Genomic DNA, 25,146 nt, shown 5'->3' with positions numbered 1-25,146 from the left:
ATCAGTGAAGCTCTCGCCTGAGAGCCCGGCTTTCGCCCGTAGGTCTACGGGGCCGACACCGATGTGCTGATCTGAAGGTAGTCGTTCCCAGGGGATATTCCAAGAGGTTTTTTAGAGCCCAATCCGGCTTTTATCGGGGCATTTTTCGGGCCGAGACCGCCCTGGGAATGCCCGCCAGGTCGGCCTTGGGCGGCGTGTCGATCGATAACGCGGCCGCCGCCATCAAGGTCTGGATATCGCCGGCCTGGCCCTGTCCGGCTTCGACGATCAGGGTGCCGCCGGGCACGAGCCGTTCGGCCGCCTGCGGAATCAGCGCGCGGTAGGCGTCATAGCCGTCATTTCCGCCGTCGAGTGCCAGATGCGGATCGTGCTCGCGCACCTCGACGCTCAGTTTCGGAATTTCCCCGGCAGGAATATAGGGCGGGTTCGACACGATCAGATCGAACGGGCCATGAAGCGCCGACGCATAGGAGCAGGCGACGAACGCCGCGCGATCGGCAAGGCCGAGGGCGGCGGCATTGCCTTTTGCTGTGCCAAGCGCAGTGAGGCTGAGATCGGTGCCGACGCCGAAAGCATCCGGAATCTCGTGCAGCAGTGCGAGCAGGATCGCGCCCGATCCGGTGCCGATATCAGCAATACGTAGGCCCTGTCCCGCGGTCGTGCGTTCGCGAAAAATCTCGAGCGCCAGCTCCACCACGGTCTCTGTGTCCGGCCGCGGCACCAGCGTCGCCTCGGAGAGGCGGAACGGCAGGCCCCAGAATTCCCGCGTGCCGAGAATGCGGGCGACCGGCTCATGTGCAAGCCTTCGCTGCGCATATGCTTCGAGCCGCGCAGCCTCCTCGGGTGTGAGATGTCGTGCCGCCTGCGCGATCAGGCCGGTCAGATCGAGCCCCAGCGCGGCGCCGACGAGAAGGCGCGCATCGAGAGACGGCTCTTCGATGCCGGCCGATTGCAGCCGCGCCACGAGCGCGCGCCGCGCACTCTCGATGCTGTGTCCGGAATCGAAACCTGTCGCCAATGGAGCCATCCTGCCTGGCATCGTGGATAGATCGGCGGCATTGCTTGCGTCAACGGAAAGCAGCGCGTTTGATCGCTCTGCGCAGCCGAGGAGGGCATCCATGACGGCCTATGACGATCAGAATGTGTTCGCAAAGATCCTGCGCGGCGAGATTCCCTGTTTCGAGGTGTTCAGGGATGACCGCAGCTTCGCCTTTCTGGACATCATGCCGCGCTCGCCGGGGCACACGCTGGTCATTCCGAGGGCGCCGGCGCGCGGTATTCTCGACATTGCGGATGACGATCTCGCCGCGGTGGCGCGAACCGCAAAACGGATCGCGATTGCGGCGATGAAGGCGTTCGACGCGGAAGGGATTATCCTGCAGCAGTTCAGCGAGCCGGCCAGCGGGCAGGTGGTCTTTCACCTGCACATGCATGTCATGCCGGTCTGGGCTGGCGTCGAGCTGCTACCGGCGCAGACGCGCAAGGAGGAGATGGCCGTGCTCGCCGGTCATGCCAAGCGGATGATCGCGGCAATTGGTGGCTGATGAGCGACTGACTAGACGCCGAGATAGCGCTGCAGCAGCTCCGGCTGGGCCTTGAGCTCCTGCGCCGGCCCCTCGTGGACGATATGGCCGTTGTTGATGATGTAGATCCGCGTCGCCAGTGCCAGCGTTGCCGCCAGATTCTGCTCGACCAGCACGATGGTCTGGCCGGCGGCCGCAAGCTCGCGACAGGCCTTGACGAGATCGTGGACGATGACGGGCGCCAATCCTTCGAACGGCTCGTCCAGCAGCACGATCTTGGGATCGCGCACCAGCGCCCGCGCAATCGCGAGCATCTGCTGCTCGCCACCGGAGAGCTCAGTGCCGCGGTTGCCGCGTCGCTCTTTTAGCCGCGGGAACATCTCGTAGATGCGCCCGAGCGGCCAGCGTTTCGGGGCGGTGATCCCGGCGAGGACGATGTTCTCCTCCACCGACAGGCTGCCGAAGATGCGGCGTTCCTCGTGCACGAGCTGCATGCCAGCCTGCGCGATCTTGTGGCTCCTGCGGCCGGCGATATCGGTGCCGTCGAACTTCACGCTGCCGCTGCGTGGCGTCACGACGCCCATCAGGCTTTTCAGCGTGGTGCTCTTGCCGGCGCCGTTGCGGCCAAGCAGCGCCACCACCTCATGACGTTCGACATGCATGGCGACGTCGAACAGGATGTGGGAATCCCCGTAATAGCTGTTCAGGCCTTTGACCTCGATCAGGCTCATGCGGCGATCTCTCCGTGCACGCCGCCGAGATAGGCTTCCTGCACTGCGGCGTTGGTCTTGATTTCCTCAGGCGTGCCGGAGACCAGCACGCGACCCTCCTGCAGCACGGTCACGCGCTCGACCAGCTCGAACAGCGAATCCATGTCGTGATCGATGATGATCATGGTGCGGCCACGCGCGATCGATTTGAGCAGCTTGACGGTCTCGACCCGCTCGCGCGGGCTCATGCCGGCGAGCGGCTCGTCGAGCAGCAGCAGGCGCGGCGATGTTGCGAGCGCAAGGCCGATCTCCAGCCTGCGTTTCTCGCCATAGGCGAGCTCGGACACGGGCGTGTCGGCACGGCGGGTCAGGTTCACCAGAGCGAGCGTGTGCTCGACCTGCTCCGTCAGGCCCTTGACGCCGGAAAGTGTGCGGAACAGATCGAGTCGGAATTTTCCGCGCAGCTCGGCGAGGGCTGCGATCGTCAGGTTCTGCCGCACCGTCAGGCCCGTGAAGAGCTGGTTGACCTGATAGCTCTTGGTCAATCCGAGCTGGCATACTTCAGTGACCTTCAAGCCGGTGATGTCGCGGCCTCCGAACACAATCTGACCCGAGGTCGGCGGGACCTCGCAGGTCAGCATCTTGAAGAAGGTGGATTTGCCGGCTCCGTTGGGGCCGATGATGCCGCGCAGCTCGCCCTGATTGACGCTGAAGTCGATGTCGCTGTTGGCAACGAGGCCGCCGTAGCGCTTGGTGAGACCGGTGGCTTTCAGGATCGGCCCGGAATAGGCGGGATGCTCGACCTTCCTCGCCTGCATCGGCGCCGGGGCAGGTGGCTGCGTGACTTCAGCATCCGGCTCCGCTTCCGTCCGCTTATGCTTGCCGAACACGAGGCCGTAGAGATCGACGAGGCCGCCGATGATGCCGCCGCGCAGGAAGCAGACCAGCAGCACGAACACGACGCCGAGCACGAGCTTCCAGGCCGCTCCCAAGCCGAGCGCGGACTGGAGGAAATCCTGCAGGAACAGCCACACGGTTGCGCCGACCAGCGGACCGAACAGCGTGCCCCTTCCGCCGATGGCGGTCTGCATCACGAGCTGGCCGGAGGTGTCGAAAGTGAAAGCGTCCGGCGGCATGAAGGCCTGGAGCACGCCGAGCAGGCCGCCGGCGAAGCCCGCGTAAGCGGCGGCGATGACGAAGGCGGTCAGCTTGTAGCCGTGGATGTTGTGGCCGACGGCGCTGGCGCGCAGCGGATTGTCCCGGATCGCGCTCAGGATCGCGCCGACCGGTGAGCGCACGATCCTGAGCGCGATGATGATGCCGATGAAATAGCACAGCGCGATGAACTGATAGAGCGACCAGCCATCGGTGAAGTGGATGGTGGTGAAGCCGAGATTGAAGCTCGGGGCCGGCACGCCCGGCAGGCCGTTCTCGCCGCCGGTGAAATCCGAGAGCGGATTGAACTCGACGAAGAAGAACACTTCCGCGATCGCCACCGTGATCATGGCGAAGTAGATGCCGGTGCGGCGCAGCGCAATCAGGCCGATCAGATAGCCGGTCGCCGCCGCCGCGATCATGCCGATGACCAGCGCGCCGAGCACGTTGCTGAAGCCGGCGCGGGTCAGGAGGTAAGCGGCAACGAAGCCGCCGGTGCCGTAAAAGGCGGACTGTCCGAACGACAGCAGCCCGGTGAAGCCGAACAGGATGTCGAAGCCGAGGCCGAACAGGCCCCAGACCAGGATCCGGTTCACCGTGTTCGGCGCAAAGCCGAGATGAGGCAGCACGAAGGGAGCCACGATCAGGCCGACGGCCGTCAATGTCTCGATCAGGAACGGGCGTTGCTTGAGCATCAGCGGATCACTTACTCGCGGCCCGGGACGCCGAGCAGACCATGCGGTCGCACCACGAGCACGAGCGTCATCGCCGCAAACAGCATCACATAGGCGTAACCGGGGTTGAACATGGAGGTGACACTGATGATCTCGCCGGCGATCAGGCCGCCGAGGATCGCGCCGGGGAACGAGCCGACGCCGCCGATCACCACCACCACGAAGGTCTGGACCAGGATGTCGTCGCCGATGCCCGGTGTCAGCGACACCACCGGCGCGTTGACGATGCCGGCGAAGCCCGCGGCCATTGCGCCGATGCCGAACACGATCATGAAGACGCGGTAGACATTGATGCCGAGCGAATCGACCATCACCGAATCCTCGATGCCGGCGCGCACGATCATGCCGAGCCGGGTGCGGTAGAGGATGATGAACAGCGCGCCCAGTGCGACCGCGACGATGCCGACCACCGCGAGGCGGTAGGTCGGATAGAACATGAAGCCGAGATTGGTGATGCCCTGGAACAGCGCCGGCGGCGGCACCAGCTGCGACTGGCTCGAAAAGATCAGGCGCACGAGTTCGACGAAGCAGATGCCGAGCCCGAAGGTCACCAGCAGCTGATCTTCGTGCGGGCGATGATAGAAGTGGCGGATGATGACGCGTTCCATCACGACGCCGAGCAGCATCACGAACAGCGAGCCCGCGATGACGGCGAGGATGAACGATTCCGTGTACTGGTAGGTGACGAAGCCGGCATAGCCGCCGATCATGAACATCGCGCCATGCGCGAGATTGAGCACGCCGAGCGTGCCGTAAATGATGGTCAGGCCGGAGCTGATCAGCGCAAGCAAGGCGCCGAGCGCAAGCCCGTTGAAAAGCTGCGAAACGAGATTGGGCCAACTAATCATGCAACGATCGCTGTTGTGACGCGCGATAGATATGCGTCAAAAAAGGTGACGCCGCAGGTCCAGAGGCGGCCCACGGCGTCACAGGGGTTAGCTCGGGATCAGGTGTAGTCGCCGAGATGGCAGCCGAATGCGTCCGGCTTCTGCATCAGGCCCTCACCCGGGACGATCTCGACGACGTCGTACCAGTCTTCCTTGTTTTTCATGTCCTTCTGCTGCTTGCCCTTGACGATGATCACCGGGCGAATGCACTGGTGATCCTCGGGGCGGTAATGCACGTCGCCGACGAGGGAGGGGATCGTCTCGCCCTTCTCATAGGCCTTGATCACGTCGGGCGGATTGAAGCTGCCGGCTTCCTCGCACATGCGGGCCCAGTGAGCGAAGCTGACATAGGAGTTCTCGGCGCCCCATTCTGGCTTGTAGCCGTACTTCTTCTCGAAGGCCTCGTTGAACATCCTGGCCAGCGGGAACTTGTCTTCGATCGTCCACCAATAATCGGTCGCGGCGTAGACGCCTTGCATCAGGCCGCCGGTTTCACGCGCGATGAACGGCACCTGGTAGGGGACCACCAGCTTCATCTTGTCGAGCACGCCGAACTGCTTGGCCTGCTGGGTCGAGAGCACCGCGTCATGACCCCAGTTGACGTTGATCAGGACGTCGGCGCCGGAGTTCGCGACGTTGAGCAGATACGAGGAATAATCGGGCGCGCCGAGCGGCGCGACCTGGTTGGTCACGGTGGTCCAGCCGGCGCTCGCCAGGAAGTCCTGCATCGATTTGGTGACGGTGTGGCCGTAGGTGTAGTCCGGCGTGAGATACGCGGCCTTCTTGCCCTTGCCGAACTCTTTCACCATCACCGGTCCGATCGCGGCAGCAGCGGTCTGGCCGAAGAAATTCTGGCGAAAACCATAGCGAACGCAATCCTTGCCGGTCGTGTCGTTCGAGCCGGAAATGCCGCACACGAAGATCACATGCTCGCGCTGGGCGAGCTTGTTCAGCGCGACCGCAACGGCGCTCGACGTGCCGCCGGTGATCATGATCGCCTTGTTCTCGCTGATGAAGCGCTGCTGCGCCTGCACCGCTTCGTTTGGCTTGGCCGCAGAATCCGCGACGCCGAACTTCAGCTCCTTGCCGAGCACGCCCTTGCTGGTCTTGGGCGAGATCTTCTTGATCAGCTCATGGCCTTCATTGATGTGCTCGATCGCGAGCTGATAGCCCTTGAGCTCGTCCTCGCCCTGCACGGCGTAGGTCCCGGTGCGCGGCACGGAAATTCCGATGAAGGCCGTGGAACCCGACACGCCCGCCGGATAGGAGCCGATCGCCGGCTTGTCCTCGGCAAAGGCCGGCATCGCCGGCAGCACCGTGCCGCCGATCAGGCCCGCTGTGGTCTGGAGCAGGCCACGGCGCGAAAGGCCGCGGCGGATGAGATCGTCAGTCATGGTCGTTTCCTCCGAACATCGTTCTTGTTTGCAGGCAAAACACGACTTGTCCGGCGGCAAGCCGGCCTCATAGGCCTGCCTGCGCCGGGCACGTCACATCCGCGTGTAGCTCTTGGCCATAAGCATTGCTTGTGAACGCCTTCTGTCAATTTCGTCTTTGGTCGAACGACGAAAATTATGTCGTGAAAACATATCGGAGCACGATATATATTAGCCTTTGTGAGTACGGGGCTGGCGGGTTCGGCGAGCGAGATGGCGCGGCAGACGACGGTGGCAGGTGCCCGGAAGCGACGATCCTGGCCGCGGGAGGCGGAGCGGCCTGAGGCGGCGTGGCCCGCGGAGGGCAGCGACCAGCGCGCGACGCCGCAGTCCGGCGAGCCCTCCCGCACGTCCGAGCCACGCAACCGGCCGGCCGGCGAGCGGGGACCAGCCATCGGCTCCGTTCCAGCCAAGCGCGCGCCGGCGCCGATGAAGAGACTGAGCGTGCGGGCCCAGAACGTCCTGAAGGAGCTCGCGGTCGAGCTCACCGGCGAGCAGCCGCCGAGGGGCGACTGGTCGCTTTCACGCGAGCTGCTGCGCGCCCTGACGGCCGAGCGCCTTGCGACCGCGCGCAATTGCGGGCCGCACACGGTGCGGGAGATCGTCGACTGGGCGCAGGGCTGTGGCGTCACCATCAAGCCGGTGCTTCCGCCCGGCGGCTCGCTGTCGCAGATGTGGTCGGAGCTGATCGCCAATGCGTCGGCCGGCGCCTTGACCAGTGCGGAGATCGCCGGCGCGCTGCAGCGCTCGATCCGGCGGAAGAGCGTCCGCATCCCGATCGCATTTCAGGTCATCCTGGTGAAGATCCTGTTGTCCAGCTTCGAATAGGCGGTCGGATAGCTGTGCATCCGTGACACCGGCCGGTTGGTCCGGCTGCGGCCGCTTGCTACTTTAGGCTATGTCTCCCGCGACGCGGGGCGGCATGGTCGAGGTGGCATGGTTCGGGCGAAGAAGGCGCAGCGGTCCAAGGTGGTGACGTCGGCCAGGCGCACCGGCAGCGCGATGCGTGATTCCGATTACGCAGCGCTGGCGCAGTTTCGCTACCAGATCCGGAGCTTTCTGGCATTCAGCGAGGCGGCGGCTGCCGAACAGGGATTGACGCCGACGCAACACCAGGCGCTGCTTGGCATCAAGGGTTTTGTCGGCCCCGGTCCCGCGACCGTCGGTGATGTCGCGCGCTTCCTGCTGGTCCGGCATCATTCCGCTGTCGAGCTGATCGATCGATTGGCCAAGCTCGGGCTCGTCAGCCGCGGTGCCGATCCGGAGGACGCCAGGCGCGTACATCTCAAGCTGACGAAGAAGGGCGAGCAGAAGCTCCAGGCGCTCTCGCGGAAGAATCTCGAGGAGCTCCGCCGTGCTGCGAGCCCGGCGCTGAGTCGTCTGTTGAAATCGTTCGGAGAGTCCAGCGAGGCCTGAGCGCCGCGCCGCCCGTCACGCTGCCGCGCCCTGCGCGGCGAGCTGTGCGGCCTGGTGCTCGGTGGTCAGCGCATCGGTCAGTTCGCCAAGCGCTTCGCCCGCGATCACCTGCGGCAGCTTGTAGAGCGTCAGATTGATGCGGTGGTCGGTGACGCGCCCTTGCGGGAAATTATAGGTGCGGATGCGCTCGCTGCGGTCGCCGGAGCCGACCTTCTCCTTGCGCTCGGCCGAGCGCGCGGCATCGAGGCGCTGCTGTTCGGCGTCGTAGATGCGCGAGCGCAGGATGTTCATGGCGGAGGCGCGATTCTTGTGCTGCGAGCGGCTGTCTTGCATCATCACCACGATGCCGGTCGGAATGTGGGTGATGCGGATTGCCGATTCGGTCTTGTTGACGTGCTGCCCACCCGCGCCTTGCGCGCGCATGGTCTCGATGCGCAGATCGTCGTTCTTGATCTCGACGTCGACCTCCTCGACTTCGGGCATCACGGCGACGGTGGCGGCCGATGTATGGATACGCCCCTGCGTCTCGGTGTCGGGCACGCGCTGCACGCGGTGAACGCCGGATTCGAACTTCAGCTTCGAGAACGCGCCGCGGCCCTGCACCTCCGCGATGATTTCCTTGTAGCCGCCGACGGTGCCTTCGCTGGCCGAGATCACCTCGACCTTCCAGCCCTGCAGGCTTGCGAAGCGTTCGTACATCCGGAACAGATCGCCGGCGAACAGCGAGGCCTCGTCGCCGCCGGTGCCGGCGCGGATTTCCAGCACGACGTTGCGGTCGTCCATGGCATCCTTGGGCAGCAGCGCGACGCGGATTTTCTGGACCAGCTCCTCGATCTTCGGCGTCAGCTCGTCGCGCTCGGCCTCGGCCATGCTGCGCATCTCGGCATCGGTCGCAGGATCGGCGATCAGCGCCTCGGTGTCGGCGAGTTCCTTGAGCGCCGACCGATAAGTCTTCACCGCCTCGATCAGTGGGGTGATCTCGGCGAGCTCGCGCGTGACCTGCACGTAGCGCTCGGAAGAGAGCTGTCCCAGCGATTCGGCCTCGAGCGAGGCGTGATGCGCGAGCAGGACGTCAAGTTTGGCTTCGGGGAGTGACGACATCGGTTTGGTCTCAAAAGGCGGAGGGGAGGCGAGGCGGCGAGCGGCAGGCCCGCTACAACGCCAGGCCTTCGGCCTCGGCAAATTCCGTCAATTTCTGCCGGATCGAGACGCTGCCGGTCGGCGCATCCAGCAGCGGCCCAAGCATCGCTTCGGCCTTCTTGGCGTCGAGGTCGATCACCATCGCCTTGACCGGGCCGAGCGCGGTCGCTGATAGCGACAGCGAACGGTAGCCCATCGCGATCAGCGCCAGCGCGCCGATCGGCTTCGAGGCCATCTCGCCGCAGAGCGACAGTGATTTCTTCGCGGCGAGCGATTTTTGCGCGATGTCGCGTAGCGCGCGCAGGATCGGCGCCGACATGGTGTCGAAGCGTTCGGAGACCTTGGCATTGCCTCGGTCGACCGCGAACAGGAACTGGAACAGATCGTTGGAGCCGACCGAGATGAAGTCGACCTTCTTCAAGAGCTCGTCGAGCTGGTAGAGCAGCGCCGGCACCTCGACCATGGTGCCGATGTCGATGCGCTCCGGCAGCGTGTGGCCGTGCTGGCGCAGATAAGTCAGCTCGCGCTCGACCAGCGCCTTCGCCGAATCGAACTCGGCGACCTCCGAGATCATCGGGAACATGATGCGCAGCGCGCGGCCGCCGCCGGCGCGCAAGAGCGCGCGGATCTGGCCACGCAACAGGCCGGGACGGTCGAGCCCGAGCCGGATCGCGCGCCAGCCGAGCGCGGGATTCTCCTCGATCACCGTCTCCATATAGGGCAGCGCCTTGTCGCCGCCGATGTCGAGGGTGCGGAAGGTGACGGGTTTCTGGCCCGCGGCATCCAGTACGGTGCGATAGAGCGCGAGCTGATCGCTGGTGCGCGGCAGGCTCTGGCCGACCATGAATTGCAGCTCGGTGCGGAACAGGCCGATGCCGGCGCTGCCGGTGTCCTCGATATGCGGCAGGTCGATGGCGAGACCGGCATTGATCAGCAGCTCGACCTTCTGGCCGTCCTTGGTGACGCAAGGCCGGTCACGTAGCGCCAGATATTGCGCCTGGCGCCGGGCGCGGAAGCGGACGCGCTCGGCAAAGGCCGCCTCGATCTCCTGCGACGGCCGCACATAGATCGTGCCCGACGTGCCGTCGACGATGACAGCGTCGCCGGGATCGGCGATGCCCGGCGCATTCGGCACCTCGCCGACTGCGGGAATGCCGAGCGCGCGCGCCACGATCGAAACGTGGGAATTGGCGGTGCCTTCCTCCAATATGATGCCGCGCAGGCGCTTGCGGTCGTAGTCCAGCAGCGCCGCCGGTCCCATCGCGCGCGCAATGACGATGGCGTTGTCGGGCAGTTGCTCGCGCGAGGGCGCGTGGTCCTGGCCGACCAGCTGCCGCATCAGGCGGTAGCCGAGATCCTCGAGATCGTGCAGCCGGTCGCGCAGATAGGGATCGGTCACGCGCAGCATGCGGGCGCGGGTGTCGGACTGGACGCGTTCGACCGCGGCTTCCGCCGTGAGGCCGGTGGCGACCGCCTCGTGCAGCTTGTGCGACCAGCCCTGGTCGTTGGCGAACATGCGGTAGGCTTCGAGCACGTCGCGATGCTCGCCGCCCTCGGCGACGTCGCCGCGCTCAAGCATCCGGTCGAGATCCGAGCGCAGCTTGGCGAGCGCGGTGTCGAGCCGCTTGATCTCCTTCGGCAGATCCTCGGCGATGTAGTCCTTGATGACGACGCGCGGCTCGTGCAGCACGACATGGCCGAGCGCAATGCCTTCCGAGAGGATCGCGCCGGCCTTCTGCGTGGAATGGCGCGCGGCCGGCTCGAGGCCCGGCTGAGCGAGCGCGGACAATTCGCCCGACGCAATCAGCTCCGCCAGCACCATGGCCGTCGTCTGCAGCGCCTCGAGCTCTTCCTCGACATAGGTGCGCTTGGCGCGATTCTGCACCACCAGCACGCCGAGCGTATTGCCGGCGCGCAGGATCGGCACGCCGAGGAACGAGTGGTAGATCTCTTCGCCGGTTTCGGGGCGGAACGAGAAGGCCGGATGGCTCTGTGCGTCGTTCAGGTTGAGCGGCGTCGCCTCGCTGGCGACGAGACCGACCAGACCCTCATGGGCACTCAGCACGGTATGGTGCACGGCCTCGCGGTTGAGGCCTTCGGTGGCGTAGAGCTCGAGGGTGTTGTCGACGCGCAGCACGTAAACCGAGCACACCTCGGCCACCATGTTGGCGGCGATCAGCACCACGATCTTGTCCAGCCGCTCCTGGGCCGAGACCTGCTCCGCCATGGTTTCGCGGAGCCGTCTCAACAAGACGCGGGGACCTCCCGACGCGCTCCGCATGAACCGTCAATCTCCTCCGTCTGCCCGACCCGGCGATATTGGCCGGCGGCTGGCCTAAAATTCCAGAAAAACAATCAAATTGTCCGTCCGGCGCAGGCGCAAGCCACCGCTTGCACCGAATCAGCAGCCTGAACTGGGACACAGTCTGCGGCAGCCCACCCTGTTCGCCGTATAGCGAATTGAGGCTTGTTTTGCCAAGCAAAACGCCTGCCAAACGCGAAGGTGTGTACACTTCGCGTTTGCTGCAACCGCTAAGAGAAAATTAGTCTAAACCTGATCGAGGCCGTAAAGTGTATGCAGGGTGCGCACCGCAAGCTCGGTATAGGCGGTGTCGATCAAAACCGAGAATTTGATCTCGGAGGTTGTAATGGCCCGGATGTTGATGTTCCGTCCGGCGAGGGCCGAAAACGCCTGAGCGGCGACGCCGGCATGGCTGCGCATGCCGCTGCCGATCACCGAGATCTTGGCGACGTCGGTGGCGGTATCAAGCCTGATATAGCCGATCTTGGCCTTGGCGGCGGTAATCGTGTCCTTGGCGCGGTTGTAGTCGGCGGCCGGCACCGTGAAGGTGAGGTCGGTGGTCTTGCCGTCCTCGGACACGTTCTGAACGATCATATCGACGTTGATATTGGCGTCCGCGAGCGGGCCGAAGATCGACGCCGCCACGCCGGGCTTGTCCTCGATCTGGCGCACCGAGATCTGGGCCTCGTCCTTCGAAAAGGCGATGCCGGTGACGACGTGGCTTTCCATGATCTCCTCCTCGCTGCAGATCAGCGTGCCGGGCGGCTGGTTGGCATGCGGGTCGATGTCCTCGGGCTTGTCGAAGCTCGAGCGGACGAAGATCGGCATGTTGTGGACCATGCCGAGTTCCACCGAGCGCACCTGGAGCACCTTCGCGCCCTGGGAGGCCAGTTCCAGCATGTCTTCAAACGCGATCTTGTCGAGCCTTTTGGCCTTCGGCACGATTCGCGGGTCGGTGGTGTAGACGCCGTCGACGTCGGTGTAGATGTCGCAGCGGTCGGCCTTGACGGCGGCGGCGATCGCCACGGCCGAGGTGTCGGAGCCGCCGCGGCCGAGCGTGGTGATGCGGTTGGTCTTGGGATCGATGCCCTGGAAGCCGGCGACGACCGCGACCTCCTTGCGATCCCTGAAACGGGTGATGATCTCGCTGCCGTCGATGTCCTCGATCCGGGCCGAGGCATGGGCGTCGCTGGTCTTGATCGCGATCTGCCAGCCCTGCCAGGAGCGGGCCTGGATACCCATGCCCTGGAGCACGATGGCGAGCAGGCCCGAGGTCACCTGCTCGCCGGAGGCGACGACGGCGTCGTATTCGCGCGCGTCGTGCATCGGCGAGGCCTCGGTGCACCAGGCCACCAGCTCGTTGGTCTTGCCCGACATCGCCGAGACGACCACAGCCACTTCATGGCCGGCGTCGACCTCACGCTTCACATGGCGTGCGACGTTGCGGATACGTTCGATGTTGGCGACGGACGTGCCGCCGAATTTCATCACGAGGCGGCTCATGACGACGCGTGCATTCCCTCATAAGGATCAGTATGGTGACCCGCAATGGACCGGTGCTTGCGGACACCGACCGCGCGTATACATAGCGGCGGGGCCGGGGGCAAGCGGGTTCCTGCGGGGCAGGCTTGAGGTCGCCTTTGGGGGCGTCGCCTTTGGGGGTAATGGGTTAACCGAGATCATGGCGCGTTATATCGACGAGATCCTGCAGCCGGGCGAGCGGGTGCTGTATTCGACCAATGCGCACTGGATCTTCTATTTTCCGGCGATTGTGGCCTGGATCGTAGTCTTGGCGCTGTTCGTGGCGTCCCGGCAAACCATTGTTGAAGGCCTCGTCCTGCTCTGTCTCGTCGCGTCCGGCCTCGTGGCTCTGGCAGCGCTCTACTGGACCGTGAAGGGCTGGTTCCATCGCTTCACCACCGAGACCGACGTCACCAACCTCCGGGTTGTGCACAAGACCGGCTTCATCAAGCGCCGCACCTTCGAGATGGCGCTGGACAAGGTCGAGAGCGTCGACGTCGATCAAACCATTCTTGGACGAATTCTCAACTACGGCGACGTGACCATTCGCGGCGTCGGCGAGGGCATCGAGACGATCAAGACCATCGCCTCGCCACTCGCCTTCCGTAGTTCGATCACCACGCGGTAGGACCGCGCGTAACCCATGAGCATGCAGCAAGATACTTCCGCAACCGCACCCCGCGCGCCGGGCTCGACCGTCGATGCCGCCGAGATCGCGAAATTCTCAAAGCTCTCGGCCGAATGGTGGGACCCCAAGGGCAAGATGGCGCCGCTGCACCGGATCAATCCGTTGCGGCTCGGCTATATCCGCGACGCCGCCTGCCGCAAGTTCGAGCGCAATGTGCGCAGCCTCAACTGCCTCGGCGGCCTGCGCGTGCTCGACATCGGCTGCGGCGCCGGCCTGTTGTGCGAGCCGCTGTCGCGGCTGGGTGCGCAGGTCATCGGCGTCGATCCGTCGGCCAGCAACATCGCCGCGGCGAAGCTGCATGCCGACAAGAGCCATCTGTCGATCGACTATCGCTGCACCACGGTGGAGGAGATCGATCCGCGCGAGCGTTTCGACATCGTGCTGGCGATGGAGGTGGTCGAGCACGTCGTCGACGTCGGCGTCTTCCTGAAGCGCTGCGCCTCGATGCTGAAGCCCAACGGCCTGATGGTCGTGTCTACCCTCAACCGCAATTGGAAGAGCTTTGCGCTCGCCATCGTCGGCGCCGAATACGTCCTGCGCTGGTTGCCGCGCGGCACCCACGAGTGGAACAAGTTCGTCACCCCCGACGAGCTGACCAAGTATCTCCTCGACAACCGCCTCGTCATCACCGAGCAGACCGGCGTGGTCTACTCCCCCTTCGCCGACAAATGGACCCTCTCGTTGGACATGGACGTGAACTACATGGTCGTGGCGGAGCGGATGGTGTGAGGGGGTGAGCGAGGCGCGAGCATCGCTCCTATGACGTTGCGCCGATTGACCTGTTGCCGCGCCCTCGGCAGTTTGCAGTCATCCACCCCGTAGTGCAGTCACCCCCCGCTCACACACCCCATGTTCACCGCCACCAGCCTCTGGATTCCCTTCACCGTCATTGCTGCGCTCGGCCAGGTCGCGCGCAATGCGATGCAGCGATCGCTGACGAAGCCGCTGGGGACCTGGGGCGCGACCAATATCCGCTTCCTGTTCGGCTTCCCGTTCTCGCTGCTATTCTTAGGGTTTGTGCTGGTCGCGACCGGCGATCGTCTCGGCATGCCGCCGACCGTGTTCTGGCCGTGGCTGCTGCTCGGTGCGCTCAGCCAGATCGTCGCCACCGGGCTGATGCTGCTCGCGATGAACGACCGCTCCTTCGTGGTGACGACAGCCTATTTGAAGACCGAGGCGATCCAGACTGCGATCTTTGGCTTCGTCTTCCTCGGCGATCACCTGACCTGGCTGAAGGTGTTGGCGATCGTGATCGCGACCGTCGGCGTCGTCATCACCGCGCTGCGGCCGGGCGGCGAGAAGAGTTTTGCGGAGCTGAAGCCGACGATCACCGGCCTGGTTGCGGCCGCGGCCTTCGCGCTCTCCGCTGTTGGCTTCCGCGGCGCGATCATCAACGTTCCCGGCGTCTCGTTCGTGACCTCGGCCTCGTTCACGCTGGTGCTCGGCCTGTTCGTGCAGACGCTGATCCTGACGATCTATCTGCTTTGGCGCGCGCCAAAAGTGCTTCAGTCGATCCTGGGGCTGTGGAGGCCGTCACTGCTGGCGGGCTTCATGGGGGCCTTCGCCTCGCAATTCTGGTTCCTGGCGTTTGCGCTGACGGCTGCCGCCAATGTCCGCACGCTCGCGCTGATCGAGGTGCTGTTCGCGCAAGCCGTGGCGTATTACTCCTTCAAGCAGCCGATCGCGCCGCGCGAGATTTTTGGCATCGTGCTGATCGTGGTCGGCGTGGCGCTGCTGGTGGGATTCTGACGCGCTTTGCGCGTCAGTTCCTGTCTTCCGGCAGCGTCGGCAGCGGCGACACCTCGATACCCTCGTCGATCAGCGATTTTGCCTCGTCGGGCGAGGCCTCGCCGTAGATCGGACGGTGCTCCTTGTCGCCGTAATGCATCGCGCGGGCTTCGTTGGCAAAACGCTCGCCGACATTGTCGGCGTTCTTGACGATGTGGTCGCGCAGCTCTTTCAGCTTGGTGCGGAGCTCGCGCTCCTGCGCCATCATCAGCGAGGTGGATCCAGACTGCGCCGCCTCAGGCGTTGACGTCGTGGTCGGCTCCGGCGGCGGTGTCGCGCTGCCGCGCCCCTTCTTGCCGATGATACGCGGCGCCATGATCGCCTTGTCGACCTTGGCCGAGCCGCAGATCGGGCAGGTCACGAGCTTGCGCTTCACCTGCGAATCATAAGCCGACGAACTCTGGAACCAGCTCTCGAACGCGTGCTTGCGGTCGCAATGGAGCGCGTAGCGGATCATACCGATCCCCGCACCAGGTGCAGATGATCCGGCCCGGCCTTGGGATCGGAGACGCCGAAGCGGCGGCCGTGCTGGAGCGAGGGGATCGCGCGGCGTGCGGTCTCGACCCTGGCCGGGTCAATCTTGGCCATGATGATGCCGGGCTCGACACCGCCCTCGGCGAGAATCTCGCCCCAGGGATCGATGATCAGCGAGTGACCATAGGTCTCGCGCTTGTTCTCGTGCAGGCCGGCCTGCGCAGCTGCGAAGATGAAGCAGCCCGTCTCGATCGCGCGCGACCGCAGCAGGATGTGCCAGTGCGCCTCGCCGGTCTTGCGGGTGAAGGCCGACGGCACGGTGATGAAATAGGCGCCACTTTCAGCGAGTGCGCGGTAGAGCGCGGGGAAGCGCACGTCGTAGCAGATCGTCAGCCCGACGCGGCCCCAGGGCAGGTCGGAGATCACGGCGGTCTCGCCCGGCTGGTAATTGGCGGATTCGCGATAGCTCTCGCCGTCCGGCAGCTCGATGTCGAACATGTGGATCTTGTCGTAGCTCGCGAGCACATTGCCCTCGGGCCCGATCAGGAAGGAGCGGTTGACCGCCTTCTCCGGCGAGAAGCGCAACGCCAGCGAGCCGACATGGATGTGGATCTTCAGCTCGGCCGCGAGCGAGCGATATGCCTTCAGCGAGGCGTCGTCCTCTTCGCTCTGGAGATGCTCGAACAGCGCCTTGCGGTTCAGCTGCATCATGTTGCTGACTTCGGGCGTCTGCACGTAGTCGGCGCCCTTGGCAGCTGCCTCCCGGATCAGTTTCGTCGCCTGTGCGAGGCTCGGCTCGGACATCAAGCCGGTGCGCATCTGCACCATGGCGGCGGTGAAGGTCCTGCTGTCGCTCATGAGGCCGCCTTGACGCTTTCGAGGAGGCCGTCCAGCTTGCCTTCGCGGTCGAGCGCGTAGAGGTCGTCGCAGCCGCCGATATGGGTTCCGCCGATCCAGATCTGCGGGAAGGTCGAGCCCTCGCCGGCGCGGTCGTACATCTCGTCGCGCCATGACGCGTCCTTGGCGACGTCGAATTCCGTGAAGCTCGCCTTCTTGCGGGTCAGAAGCGACCGGGCTGCGGAACAATAGCCGCAGCCCGGCCTGGTGTAGATCTCGACAGCAGCGGTCATGGCGTCCAGCGCTTTCATGTCATGAATTTGTTGAATTATATGGGAGTTTAGCGGCTCTCGACAACCCGGGCAAAGACCAGCACGTCGACCTGGGCTGCCTTGGCGCGCAGCAAGGCCCGCGCGCAGGCATCCAGCGTCGCACCTGATGTCAGGACATCATCGACCAGGACGATGCGCCGGCCCTGGATCTCGGCCTGACGGTCCGGGGATACCTGGAATGCGCCCTGCACGTTCGTGGCGCGCTGGGCTCGCGACAGGCCTATCTGCTGCTCCGTGTGGCGCACCCGGCGCAGCACCTCGCCCCGCACCTTGATCCCGCTCTGTCGCGCGATGATGTGCGCCAGCGCACCGGACTGGTTGTAGCGGCGGCGCCAGGCCCGGCGCCAATGCAGGGGCACCGGCACCAGCATGTCGGCGCCGGCAAGCAGCTCACCGCCCGCGCGTGCCATCCAGCGGCCCATGGCGGGCGCGAGATCCGTGCGGTCCTGGTATTTCAGCGCATGCACCAGCGTGCGCGCGACGTCGTCATAGCGCACCGCCGCGCGTGCCCGCTGGTAGGCCGGTGGACTCGCGATCGCCTCCATCGACAGCATGTCGGGGCCGGGATCATAGACAAAGGGAATACCGAGCCGCGGGCAATAGGGCCGCTCGATGAACGACAGCCTTGCCCAGCACGCCGCGCATACACCCTCGCCATCCACCGGCTCGCGGCAGGAGACGCACAAGGTCGGTAGCGCAATGTCGAGCGCGAGCCTTGGCAGATGCGCCAGCACACCGCGGCAGGCCTTGAGCGCGCCGCGCAGATGGCTGGAAATGGAGCGTGATGGTGATGCCTCGGCGTCCATTGGGCAAGGCTAGCCCCGTCCTGCGCCACGCTCAAGGCAATGGGCTGCTCTTGTCTGTGCCCGGCCTACGGCCCTTTCGGCAGCACGGGCCGGAAGAACGATCGCTCATAGCGACGGAAGCAGCGCGTTTGCCTTGCGAAGTCGATCGCCTTCTGGACGTCCGGATCTTCGGCGCTGTCCTTCCGATACTGTTCGTACGCCGCGAGGCTCGGGAAGCTGAACATCGCGAGGGCGACGTCGCTCGCCCCTTCCGATGGCAGGAAGTAGCCGTGGTGGATGCCGCCGAATCTTGGCACTAGTTCCAGCCACATCCTGCCATAAGCTTCGAATTCGGCGAGCTTGTCCGGGGGGATCTCGTATCGCAGGTAACAGGTGATCATCGTCTGATGCTCCAGTGCGCCACAAAGCTGGCGCGCATTGTTGGCTTGGAACGCGAGGGCCGGTGCGGCGTCCACGAGGAAGGCTAGCGCCACATGCAGTGGATTGCCAGAACCGGCATGATCGGCGTAACCAGCGCCATGGCCACAAACCGACAAACGCCGCCCGCCTTGTTCGATCGTGCTTTGCTGCACGCGCGGCAGCGCCGTGCGCAGGCGCAAGGTGCCGTGACCTTCCTGCTCGATCGGGTGGCCGAGGACATGTCCGACCGGCTGGCTGCGGTGATGCGCGAATTTCACGCGCCGGCTGATCTCTGGACGCCAGGCGAGGGGCTGGCGGCGTTACGAGCGCGACTGCCGTCATTTCAGCAGATCGCGCTTGGCGAGACCGGCGAGGAGAAGCTGCCCTTCGCTCCAGAAAGCCTCGATCTTGTCGTGTCGGCGCTGGCGCTGCAATTCGTCAACGATCTTCCCGGCGTGCTCGCGCAAATTCGCCGGGCACTGAAGCCGGACGGGCTACTGCTCGCCGCGATGATCGGCGGCGACAGCCTGACCGAGCTGCGCCAGGCGTTTGCTGCGGCGGAAGTCGAATGCGAGGGCGGCGTGTCGCCGCGGGTGGCGCCGTTCGCGGATCTGCGGGATATCGGCGCGCTGTTGCAGCGGGCGGGTTTTGCGCTGCCGGTCACCGACGTCGACCGCGTCGTGGTGCGCTATTCCAATGCTTTTGCCCTGATGCAGGATCTTCGCCGCATGGGTGCGGCCAATGTGCTGATCGAGCGGCGGCGCACGCCGAGCCGGCGCGCGACCCTGCTGCGCATGGCCGAAATCTATGCCGAGCGCTTTGCCGACGCCGACGGCCGCGTCCGTGCGACCTTCGATATCATCTGGCTCTCCGGTTGGGCCCCGCATGCGAGCCAGCAGCAGCCGCTGAAGCCGGGATCGGCGAAAGCGAGCCTGGCGGAGGCGGTGAAGAAGGCCGGGGAGAGCTGACACGTGTCCCGGACGCGCTGCAGCGCTCTTGCGCTGCTGCGCAGAGCCGGGACCCAGTCTGCCGTTAGCGCATGGGCCCCGGCTACGCAGCGCACCGCTGAAGAAGCGCTGCGCTGCGTCCGGGGCAGGCAAGCCTCACATCAGCAAGTCAATCAAATGCGGGATCAGCGGAATGTCCGCCGGCGGCATCGGATAGTCGCGCAGCTTGTTGGCACGGACCCAGGCCAGCTTCTGGCCCTCCCGCGCCATGACCTGGCCCTCCCAGCGCCGGCAGATGTAGAGCGGCATCAACAGATGAAAGGTCTCGTAGCCGTAGCTCGCGAAGGTCAGCGGCGCCAGGCACGGCTCGGCGACGGTGATGCCGAGCTCCTCATTGAGCTCGCGGATCAGGCTCTGCTCCGGCCGCTCGCCCGGCTCCAGCTTGCCGCCGGGAAATTCCCAGAGGCCCGCGAGCGTCTTGCCCTCGGGGCGCTGCGCGATCAGGACGCGCTTGTCGGCGTCGACCAGCGCGCACGCTACCACCAGTGTCAGTTTGAGATCAGCCATCAGCTTCAGCTACGACCTGTAATCGCCGTTGATCGCGACATATTCCTTGGTGAGGTCGCAGGTCAGCACGCGGTCGCGGCCCTTGCCGAGGCCGAGCGACACCTTGATCGCGATCTCCGGCGCCTTCATCGCCTCCGACACCTGCGCCTCGTCGTACGACGGATCGCGCGCGCCGCTCTTGGCGACGCGGATGCCGTTGAAGGAGATCGAGAGCTTGTCGCGGTCGGCGGGCTCGCCGGCCTTGCCGACGGCCATGACCACGCGGCCCCAATTGGCGTCCTCGCCGGCGATTGCGGTCTTCACCAGCGGCGAGTTGGCGATCGACATCGCGATCTTGCGCGCCGAGGCCTTGGTCTTGGCGCCATCGACGGTGATCTCGACCAGCTTGCGCGCGCCTTCGCCGTCACGGGCAACTTGTTCGGAAAGATTGGCGAGCACTTGGTTGAACGCCTTGACGAAGGACTTCAGGCGCGGATCGCTGGCACGGCTGATCTTTGGTGCGCCGTGCTCTGCGGCAGCGCCGGTGGCGAAAGCCAGCAGCGTATCGGAGGTCGAGGTGTCGCCGTCGATCGTGACGGCATTGAAAGTGTCCTCGACGCCGGCCTTGAGCAGCGCCTGCAGCGCGGCGGGCGCGATCGGCGCGTCGGTGAAGATGAAGGATAGCATCGTCGCCATGTCGGGGGCGATCATGCCGGCGCCCTTGGCCATGCCGTTGATGGTGACCTTGGCCTTGCCGAGCTTCACGGTCGCGGTCGCGACCTTGGGGAAGGTGTCGGTGGTCATGATCGCCTTGGCGGCAGCGAGATAATCGCCAGCCTCAGTGGTCTCGGCGAGGCGTTCCAGCACGCCGTCGAACTTGGTCGCGTCCAGCGGCTCGCCGATCACGCCGGTCGAGGCCAGAAAGATCTCGCTCTCGCTGCAGCCGACGGCCTTGGCCGCGATCTTCGCGGTCAGCGCCGTGGAGCTGCGGCCGGTCTTGCCGGTGAAGGCGTTGGCATTGCCGGAATTGACGACCAGCGCGCGTGCCTTGCCGCCTTTGAGCTTGGCGCGGCACCATTCGACCGGCGCGGACGGGCACTTCGACTTGGTGAAGACGCCGGCGACCGCGGTGCCCTTGTCCATGATCGCCAGCAGCACGTCGGTGCGGTTCTTGTAGCGGATGCCGGCCTCGGCCGTCGCGAGACGGACGCCCGCGATCACGGGCATGGCGGGAACGTTCTTCGGGGCGAGCGGGGAGGCGGTTGAGGACATCGCGAGGTGCCTTGGCTTGTGCCTTGGTGAGGTCTGGATATGCAGATGGCCGGGACATCAAGTGCGAAGACGTGCTTCGCACTTTCGGCCCGGCCATTGCGATGCTTAGATACTCTTGGCGTCACCGAAGTGACAGCGAATTTTTACTTCTTGGCGGGGGGCGCCATCTTGCTGTCGGAAGGCTTGGTATCGGCCGGCTTTGCGTCGGCCGCCGGCTGGTCCGTCCGCTCGACCTTGGCTTCGGCGCGGAGCTTGGCGACGTAGTCGGCCTGGGCCTTGCGGGTGACGTACTGCTCGATCTGGGCCTTGACCTGGTCGAACTCAGGCGCCTTGCGGTTGCGCTTTTCCTCGACCTTGATGATGTGCCAGCCGAACTGCGACTTCACGGGATCGGAGATCTTGCCCGGCTCGAGCGCGAACGCGACGGCCGAGAATTCCGGCACCATCTGCTCCTTGGTGAAGAAGCCGAGGTCGCCGCCGTCGGCGGAGCCGGGATCCTTGGACTTCTTCTTGGCGAGCTCGGCGAAATCGGCGCCCTTGTCGAGCTCGGCCTTCACCGCCTTGGCCTCGTCCTCGGTCTCGACCAGGATGTGGCGGGCGCGCACTTCCTGCTCGCCGGTGATCTGCTTGGAGGCCTCCTCGTAGACCTTCTTCATGGCGTCGTCGTTGGTCGCGGCCTTGCCTTCCTGGGCCAGCAGGCTGTCCATCAGCAGGCGATTGCGGGCGAACGCCATCCGCTTCTTGAATTCCTCGCCGTCGGCGACCTTCTTGTCCTCGGCGGCCTTGGACACGATCTTCATGTCGATCAGGAACGACAGGACATTCTCGTCCTTGGTCGCGGGATCCATCTGGGCGAGGCTCGGTCCGAGTTCCTCCTCGGCCATGGCGACGTCGCTCTTCTTGATGTCAACGCCATTGACCTTCGCCAGGACCGGATCGTCGGCGGCCCGGAGCGGACCAGCGAACGCCAGGGACAGCGCCAGGGCAAAGCAGCCAGCCAGGGCGGACGCGTGGCGGAAACGCTGGCCGGTGGTGACCGGGAACGAGGTGGTCATGCAAAATCCTTATGTTGAAGCAGGGGCTGCTTAAGCGGGGCGGACACTCGCCCAATTCAGGGGGGCTTGGCAACGCGAAAAGTCTGTCAAAATGATGAATTAGCCGCAATGCGCCTGCCGTTGACAAGGCCCTGACCGGGCCATATCTCTGCCCGGTCGCGACCATGGCGATGGCGTTTATTTTGCTGCGTTTTTGGCCGTTGAACCCAGACTAGCCCAATTCCCACCCATCTGGCGGATGACCCCCGCAGTCCGGGCTCTGACGCCGACAGGCGTCACGGTGAGTTGATAGGCAGGCGGGTGACAACTTCTTGGCTGCAACGCGGTTAAATCGCGAACACAGGAACTAGGCATGATCGGCGCGCTCGCCCGCAAGTTTTTCGGCTCCGCCAACGACCGGCGGGTGAAGGGATATCAGTCCCGCGTCAACGCGATCAACGCGCTGGAGCCCGAGGTCTCGAAGCTCTCCGACGAGGCGCTCAAGGCCCGCACCGCTGACTTCAAGAAGCAGCTTGCCGAGGGCAAGACGCTGGACGATTTGCTGGTGCCAGCCTTCGCCACCGTGCGCGAGGCTGCCAAGCGCACGCTCGGCCAGCGCCATTTCGACGTCCAGCTGATCGGCGGCATGGTGCTGCACGAGGGCGACATCGCCGAGATGAAGACCGGCGAAGGCAAGACGCTGGTGGCAACGCTCGCGGTCTACCTCAACGCGCTCGCCGGCAAGGGCGTCCACGTCGTCACCGTCAACGATTACCTCGCCCGCCGCGACTCCGCCTGGATGGGTCAGATTTACGGCTTCCTCGGCCTGACCACCGGCGTGATCGTCCATGGCCTCGACGATGTCGAGCGCAAGGCGGCCTATGCCTGCGACATCACTTACGGCACCAACAACGAATACGGCTTCGACTATCTCCGCGACAACATGAAGTACCGGCTCGAGGACATGGTCCAGCGGCCGCATTTCTATGCGATCGTCGACGAAGTCGACTCCATCCTGATCGACGAAGCGCGCACGCCGCTCATCATCTCCGGCCCGCTCGACGACCGCTCCGACTTCTACAACACCATCGACTCGTTCCTGCCCAAGCTCGACAAGAGCGACTACGACGTCGACGAGAAGCAGCGCACGGTGACGCTCACCGAAGCCGGCATGGAGAAGATCGAGAAGCTGCTGCGCGATGCCGGCCAGCTCAAGGGCGAGTCGCTCTACGACGTCGAGAACGTCTCCGTCGTGCACCACATCAACCAGGCGCTGCGCGCCCACACGCTGTTCACACGCGACAAGGACTACATCGTCCGCGACGACGAGGTCGTGATCATCGATGAGTTCACCGGCCGCATGATGCAGGGCCGCCGCTATTCCGAAGGCCTGCACCAGGCGCTGGAAGCCAAGGAGCACGTCCAGGTCCAGCCGGAGAACCAGACGCTCGCCTCGATCACCTTCCAGAACTATTTCCGGATGTACGAAAAGCTCGCCGGCATGACCGGCACGGCGCTGACGGAAGCCGACGAGTTGTTCGACATCTACAAGCTCGAGGTCGTGGAGATCCCGACCAATCTGCCGGTCGCTCGCCTGGATGAGGACGACGAGGTCTATCGCACCCAGAACGAGAAATACGCCGCGATCCTGGCCGAGATCGAGCGCGCCAATGCGCGGCTGCAGCCGGTTCTGGTCGGCACGGCCTCGATCGAAAAGTCGGAGGTGATTGCCGAGTACCTCAAGAAGCACGGCTACCGGCAGATCGATTTCGGCAACGAGAACTCGATGCAGAAGCTGTACGCCGCGGCGCGCGCCAACAAGCCGGCAAAGCTGTTCGCGGTGCTGAACGCGCGCTTCCACGAGCAGGAAGCCTACATCGTTGCCGAGGCCGGCGTTCCCGGCGCGATCACGATCGCGACCAACATGGCCGGCCGCGGTACCGACATCAAGCTTGGCGGCTCGCTCGACATGCGGATCCAGCAGGAGACTGCCGATATCGCGGACGAGGCCGAGAAGGCCAGGAAGATCGAGCAGATCAAGGCCGACATCGAGCACTTCCGCGAGATCGTCCTGAAGGCCGAGGAGACCGTCGAGATCGAGCCGGCAAAGGGCTCGAAGCCGGCCAAGACCGTCAAGAAGCCGGGCGGTCTCTACATCATCGGTTCGGAGCGGCATGAATCCCGCCGCATCGACAACCAGCTCCGGGGTCGTTCCGGACGTCAGGGCGACCCCGGGCGCTCGAAGTTCTTCCTGTCGCTGGAAGACGATCTGATGCGCATCTTCGGCTCGGATCGCCTCGACAGCATGCTCCAGCGTCTCGGCCTGCAAGAGGGCGAGGCCATCATCCATCCCTGGATCAACAAGGCCTTGGAGAAGGCGCAGCAGAAGGTCGAGGCCCGCAACTTCGACATCCGCAAGAATCTGCTCAAGTTCGACAACGTCCAGAACGACCAGCGCAAGGTGATCTTCGACCAGCGCGTCGAGTTGATGAAGGACGACAGCGTTGCCGAGACCGTCACCGACATGCGCCACGCCTTCATCGACGATCTCGTTGCCAAGCACGTGCCCGAGCATGCCTATGCCGAGCAGTGGGATGTCGCCGGCCTGAACGAAGAGCTGAAGCGCGTGCTCGATCTCGACCTGCCGGTCCAGGACTGGGCCAAGGAAGAGGGCATCGCCGACGAGGAGTTGCTCAAGCGCATCGAGACCCGCGCCGACGAGCACATGGCAGCCAAGGTCGGGCAATGGGGTCCCGACGTGATGCGTTACGTCGAGAAGACCATTCTGCTGCAGACGCTCGACCATCTCTGGCGCGAGCACCTGATCATGCTCGACCATCTGCGCCAGGTCATCGGCCTGCGCGGCTACGGCCAGCGCGATCCGTTGCAGGAGTACAAGACCGAAGCCTTCAATCTCTTCCAGGAGATGAGCGCGCACCTGCGCGAGGCCGTTACCGCGCAGCTGATGCGGGTCGAGATCGTCCCGCCGGAGCAGGAGGCGCCCATCCTGCCGCAGATGGAAGCGCACAAGCTCAATCCGGATACCGGCGAGGACGAAATGGCGCTCGCCAGCGTCACGCTGGCCCCGCAGGCCACGGATGCCGCGCTGCGCGATCCGAAGAACCCTGCCAGTTGGGGCAAGATCGGCCGCAACGAGGACTGCCCCTGCGGCTCAGGCAAGAAGTACAAGCATTGTCATGGC

Annotated in this window: 24 protein-coding genes; 8 read left to right on the top strand and 16 right to left on the bottom strand. The window is 64.8% G+C overall.

What is annotated here, in order from left to right:
• Positions 1-130: 130 nt before the first annotated feature.
• A complete protein-coding gene (gene prmC, locus FXB38_RS40400; protein WP_148756459.1) occupies positions 131-1,027 on the bottom strand; it encodes a peptide chain release factor N(5)-glutamine methyltransferase in 897 nt (298 codons plus the stop codon).
• 91 nt (positions 1,028-1,118) lie between these two features.
• Here prmC and FXB38_RS40395 point away from each other — a divergent pair, with 91 nt between their 5' ends.
• Positions 1,119-1,544: an HIT family protein gene (locus FXB38_RS40395; protein WP_148756458.1), complete on the top strand. Its 426-nt coding sequence runs from the start codon at positions 1,119-1,121 to the stop codon at positions 1,542-1,544.
• Between the two features lie 11 nt (positions 1,545-1,555).
• On the opposite strand, the gene FXB38_RS40390 is transcribed toward FXB38_RS40395, so the two are convergent.
• The 4 genes from FXB38_RS40390 to FXB38_RS40375 all read right to left on the bottom strand — a co-directional run bounded on the left by FXB38_RS40390 (position 1,556) and on the right by FXB38_RS40375 (position 6,403).
• Positions 1,556-2,254, bottom strand: coding sequence for an ABC transporter ATP-binding protein (locus FXB38_RS40390; protein ID WP_148756457.1), 699 nt, complete (start codon positions 2,252-2,254; stop codon positions 1,556-1,558).
• Positions 2,251-4,083 (bottom strand): branched-chain amino acid ABC transporter ATP-binding protein/permease, encoded by a 1,833-nt coding sequence (locus tag FXB38_RS40385; protein WP_148756456.1) that lies wholly within the window; start codon positions 4,081-4,083, stop codon positions 2,251-2,253. The genes FXB38_RS40390 and FXB38_RS40385 overlap by 4 nt, the downstream gene beginning before the upstream one ends.
• A gap of 11 nt (positions 4,084-4,094) precedes the next feature.
• A complete protein-coding gene (locus tag FXB38_RS40380) occupies positions 4,095-4,970 on the bottom strand; it encodes a branched-chain amino acid ABC transporter permease (protein WP_148756455.1) in 876 nt (291 codons plus the stop codon).
• A 98-nt stretch (positions 4,971-5,068) separates the two neighbouring features.
• Positions 5,069-6,403: a substrate-binding protein gene (locus FXB38_RS40375; RefSeq protein WP_148756454.1), complete on the bottom strand. Its 1,335-nt coding sequence runs from the start codon at positions 6,401-6,403 to the stop codon at positions 5,069-5,071.
• Between the two features lie 252 nt (positions 6,404-6,655).
• Between FXB38_RS40375 and FXB38_RS40370 the strand changes: the two genes are divergently transcribed.
• A complete protein-coding gene (locus FXB38_RS40370) occupies positions 6,656-7,270 on the top strand; it encodes a hypothetical protein (protein ID WP_148756453.1) in 615 nt (204 codons plus the stop codon).
• Positions 7,271-7,378: 108 nt separating this feature from the next.
• On the top strand, positions 7,379-7,858 hold the full coding sequence (locus FXB38_RS40365; RefSeq protein ID WP_148756452.1) for a MarR family winged helix-turn-helix transcriptional regulator: 480 nt from the start codon (positions 7,379-7,381) through the stop codon (positions 7,856-7,858).
• 15 nt (positions 7,859-7,873) lie between these two features.
• Here FXB38_RS40365 and prfA read toward each other — a convergent pair whose 3' ends face one another.
• From prfA to FXB38_RS40350, 3 genes are all read right to left on the bottom strand, one after another.
• Entirely contained in the window at positions 7,874-8,959 is a 1,086-nt protein-coding gene (gene prfA, locus FXB38_RS40360) for a peptide chain release factor 1 (protein WP_148756451.1), read from the bottom strand.
• A gap of 52 nt (positions 8,960-9,011) precedes the next feature.
• On the bottom strand, positions 9,012-11,279 hold the full coding sequence (ptsP, locus tag FXB38_RS40355) for a phosphoenolpyruvate--protein phosphotransferase (protein ID WP_148756450.1): 2,268 nt from the start codon (positions 11,277-11,279) through the stop codon (positions 9,012-9,014).
• Positions 11,280-11,546: 267 nt separating this feature from the next.
• Positions 11,547-12,803 carry an aspartate kinase gene (locus FXB38_RS40350; RefSeq protein ID WP_148756449.1) on the bottom strand — a complete coding sequence of 419 codons (1,257 nt, stop codon included), beginning with the start codon at positions 12,801-12,803 and terminating at the stop codon, positions 11,547-11,549.
• A gap of 178 nt (positions 12,804-12,981) precedes the next feature.
• On the opposite strand from FXB38_RS40350, the gene FXB38_RS40345 reads away from it, so the two are divergent.
• The 3 genes from FXB38_RS40345 to FXB38_RS40335 all read left to right on the top strand — a co-directional run bounded on the left by FXB38_RS40345 (position 12,982) and on the right by FXB38_RS40335 (position 15,258).
• Positions 12,982-13,449, top strand: a complete 468-nt coding sequence (locus FXB38_RS40345) for a PH domain-containing protein (protein ID WP_148756448.1) — start codon at positions 12,982-12,984, stop codon at positions 13,447-13,449.
• Between the two features lie 15 nt (positions 13,450-13,464).
• On the top strand, positions 13,465-14,238 hold the full coding sequence (gene ubiG, locus FXB38_RS40340) for a bifunctional 2-polyprenyl-6-hydroxyphenol methylase/3-demethylubiquinol 3-O-methyltransferase UbiG (protein WP_187435493.1): 774 nt from the start codon (positions 13,465-13,467) through the stop codon (positions 14,236-14,238).
• Positions 14,239-14,358: 120 nt separating this feature from the next.
• A complete protein-coding gene (locus FXB38_RS40335; RefSeq protein ID WP_148756447.1) occupies positions 14,359-15,258 on the top strand; it encodes an EamA family transporter in 900 nt (299 codons plus the stop codon).
• 13 nt (positions 15,259-15,271) lie between these two features.
• Here the strand turns inward: FXB38_RS40335 and FXB38_RS40330 are convergent, their stop codons facing one another.
• The 5 genes from FXB38_RS40330 to FXB38_RS40310 form a co-directional block, all read right to left on the bottom strand.
• Positions 15,272-15,754: a DUF1178 family protein gene (locus tag FXB38_RS40330; RefSeq protein WP_148756446.1), complete on the bottom strand. Its 483-nt coding sequence runs from the start codon at positions 15,752-15,754 to the stop codon at positions 15,272-15,274.
• Positions 15,751-16,629: a carbon-nitrogen hydrolase family protein gene (locus FXB38_RS40325; protein ID WP_148756445.1), complete on the bottom strand. Its 879-nt coding sequence runs from the start codon at positions 16,627-16,629 to the stop codon at positions 15,751-15,753. The genes FXB38_RS40330 and FXB38_RS40325 overlap by 4 nt, the downstream gene beginning before the upstream one ends.
• Positions 16,626-16,901 (bottom strand): glutaredoxin 3, encoded by a 276-nt coding sequence (grxC, locus tag FXB38_RS40320; RefSeq protein WP_148756472.1) that lies wholly within the window; start codon positions 16,899-16,901, stop codon positions 16,626-16,628. The genes FXB38_RS40325 and grxC overlap by 4 nt, the downstream gene beginning before the upstream one ends.
• Positions 16,902-16,948: 47 nt before the next feature.
• Complete coding sequence (locus FXB38_RS40315) at positions 16,949-17,746, bottom strand: ComF family protein (protein ID WP_148756444.1); 798 nt, start codon at positions 17,744-17,746, stop codon at positions 16,949-16,951.
• Positions 17,747-17,811: 65 nt separating this feature from the next.
• Positions 17,812-18,126, bottom strand: coding sequence for an NIPSNAP family protein (locus FXB38_RS40310; protein WP_148756443.1), 315 nt, complete (start codon positions 18,124-18,126; stop codon positions 17,812-17,814).
• Positions 18,127-18,243: 117 nt separating this feature from the next.
• On the opposite strand from FXB38_RS40310, the gene FXB38_RS40305 reads away from it, so the two are divergent.
• Entirely contained in the window at positions 18,244-19,113 is an 870-nt protein-coding gene (locus FXB38_RS40305) for a methyltransferase domain-containing protein (protein ID WP_187435495.1), read from the top strand.
• A 135-nt stretch (positions 19,114-19,248) separates the two neighbouring features.
• On the opposite strand, the gene mutT is transcribed toward FXB38_RS40305, so the two are convergent.
• The 3 genes from mutT to FXB38_RS40290 all read right to left on the bottom strand — a co-directional run bounded on the left by mutT (position 19,249) and on the right by FXB38_RS40290 (position 21,965).
• Positions 19,249-19,659, bottom strand: coding sequence for an 8-oxo-dGTP diphosphatase MutT (mutT, locus tag FXB38_RS40300; RefSeq protein WP_148756441.1), 411 nt, complete (start codon positions 19,657-19,659; stop codon positions 19,249-19,251).
• A gap of 9 nt (positions 19,660-19,668) precedes the next feature.
• A complete protein-coding gene (argJ, locus tag FXB38_RS40295; RefSeq protein ID WP_148756440.1) occupies positions 19,669-20,910 on the bottom strand; it encodes a bifunctional glutamate N-acetyltransferase/amino-acid acetyltransferase ArgJ in 1,242 nt (413 codons plus the stop codon).
• Positions 20,911-21,053: 143 nt separating this feature from the next.
• Positions 21,054-21,965 carry a peptidylprolyl isomerase gene (locus tag FXB38_RS40290; RefSeq protein ID WP_148756439.1) on the bottom strand — a complete coding sequence of 304 codons (912 nt, stop codon included), beginning with the start codon at positions 21,963-21,965 and terminating at the stop codon, positions 21,054-21,056.
• 352 nt (positions 21,966-22,317) lie between these two features.
• On the opposite strand from FXB38_RS40290, the gene secA reads away from it, so the two are divergent.
• Positions 22,318-25,146, top strand: a 2,829-nt coding sequence (gene secA, locus FXB38_RS40285) for a preprotein translocase subunit SecA (RefSeq protein WP_148756438.1), incomplete at its 3' end; no start/stop codon positions are given.

This window comes from Bradyrhizobium cytisi (genome assembly GCF_008123515.1).
Lineage (GTDB): Bacteria > Pseudomonadota > Alphaproteobacteria > Rhizobiales > Xanthobacteraceae > Bradyrhizobium > Bradyrhizobium cytisi.
Note: the sequence above shows the minus strand (reverse complement) of the source record. Positions and strands in the feature narration are given on the sequence as shown.

Excerpts from the sequence above, each read along its gene's own strand:
- prmC (WP_148756459.1), bottom strand. The coding sequence starts at position 1,027 with ATGGCTCCATTGGCGACAGGTTTCGATTCCGGACACAGCATCGAGAGT.
- FXB38_RS40365 (WP_148756452.1), top strand. The coding sequence starts at position 7,379 with ATGGTTCGGGCGAAGAAGGCGCAGCGGTCCAAGGTGGTGACGTCGGCC.
- grxC (WP_148756472.1), bottom strand. The coding sequence starts at position 16,901 with ATGACCGCTGCTGTCGAGATCTACACCAGGCCGGGCTGCGGCTATTGT.
- FXB38_RS40325 (WP_148756445.1), bottom strand. The coding sequence starts at position 16,629 with ATGAGCGACAGCAGGACCTTCACCGCCGCCATGGTGCAGATGCGCACC.
- mutT (WP_148756441.1), bottom strand. The coding sequence starts at position 19,659 with ATGGCTGATCTCAAACTGACACTGGTGGTAGCGTGCGCGCTGGTCGAC.
- FXB38_RS40305 (WP_187435495.1), top strand. The coding sequence starts at position 18,244 with ATGATCGGCGTAACCAGCGCCATGGCCACAAACCGACAAACGCCGCCC.
- FXB38_RS40350 (WP_148756449.1), bottom strand. The coding sequence starts at position 12,803 with ATGAGCCGCCTCGTGATGAAATTCGGCGGCACGTCCGTCGCCAACATC.
- FXB38_RS40370 (WP_148756453.1), top strand. The coding sequence starts at position 6,656 with ATGGCGCGGCAGACGACGGTGGCAGGTGCCCGGAAGCGACGATCCTGG.
- ptsP (WP_148756450.1), bottom strand. The coding sequence starts at position 11,279 with ATGCGGAGCGCGTCGGGAGGTCCCCGCGTCTTGTTGAGACGGCTCCGC.
- FXB38_RS40290 (WP_148756439.1), bottom strand. The coding sequence starts at position 21,965 with ATGACCACCTCGTTCCCGGTCACCACCGGCCAGCGTTTCCGCCACGCG.
- FXB38_RS40330 (WP_148756446.1), bottom strand. The coding sequence starts at position 15,754 with ATGATCCGCTACGCGCTCCATTGCGACCGCAAGCACGCGTTCGAGAGC.
- FXB38_RS40345 (WP_148756448.1), top strand. The coding sequence starts at position 12,982 with ATGGCGCGTTATATCGACGAGATCCTGCAGCCGGGCGAGCGGGTGCTG.
- ubiG (WP_187435493.1), top strand. The coding sequence starts at position 13,465 with ATGAGCATGCAGCAAGATACTTCCGCAACCGCACCCCGCGCGCCGGGC.
- FXB38_RS40310 (WP_148756443.1), bottom strand. The coding sequence starts at position 18,126 with ATGATCACCTGTTACCTGCGATACGAGATCCCCCCGGACAAGCTCGCC.
- FXB38_RS40395 (WP_148756458.1), top strand. The coding sequence starts at position 1,119 with ATGACGGCCTATGACGATCAGAATGTGTTCGCAAAGATCCTGCGCGGC.
- FXB38_RS40375 (WP_148756454.1), bottom strand. The coding sequence starts at position 6,403 with ATGACTGACGATCTCATCCGCCGCGGCCTTTCGCGCCGTGGCCTGCTC.
- FXB38_RS40385 (WP_148756456.1), bottom strand. The coding sequence starts at position 4,083 with ATGCTCAAGCAACGCCCGTTCCTGATCGAGACATTGACGGCCGTCGGC.
- FXB38_RS40390 (WP_148756457.1), bottom strand. The coding sequence starts at position 2,254 with ATGAGCCTGATCGAGGTCAAAGGCCTGAACAGCTATTACGGGGATTCC.
- FXB38_RS40315 (WP_148756444.1), bottom strand. The coding sequence starts at position 17,746 with ATGGACGCCGAGGCATCACCATCACGCTCCATTTCCAGCCATCTGCGC.
- argJ (WP_148756440.1), bottom strand. The coding sequence starts at position 20,910 with ATGTCCTCAACCGCCTCCCCGCTCGCCCCGAAGAACGTTCCCGCCATG.
- FXB38_RS40335 (WP_148756447.1), top strand. The coding sequence starts at position 14,359 with ATGTTCACCGCCACCAGCCTCTGGATTCCCTTCACCGTCATTGCTGCG.
- FXB38_RS40380 (WP_148756455.1), bottom strand. The coding sequence starts at position 4,970 with ATGATTAGTTGGCCCAATCTCGTTTCGCAGCTTTTCAACGGGCTTGCG.
- prfA (WP_148756451.1), bottom strand. The coding sequence starts at position 8,959 with ATGTCGTCACTCCCCGAAGCCAAACTTGACGTCCTGCTCGCGCATCAC.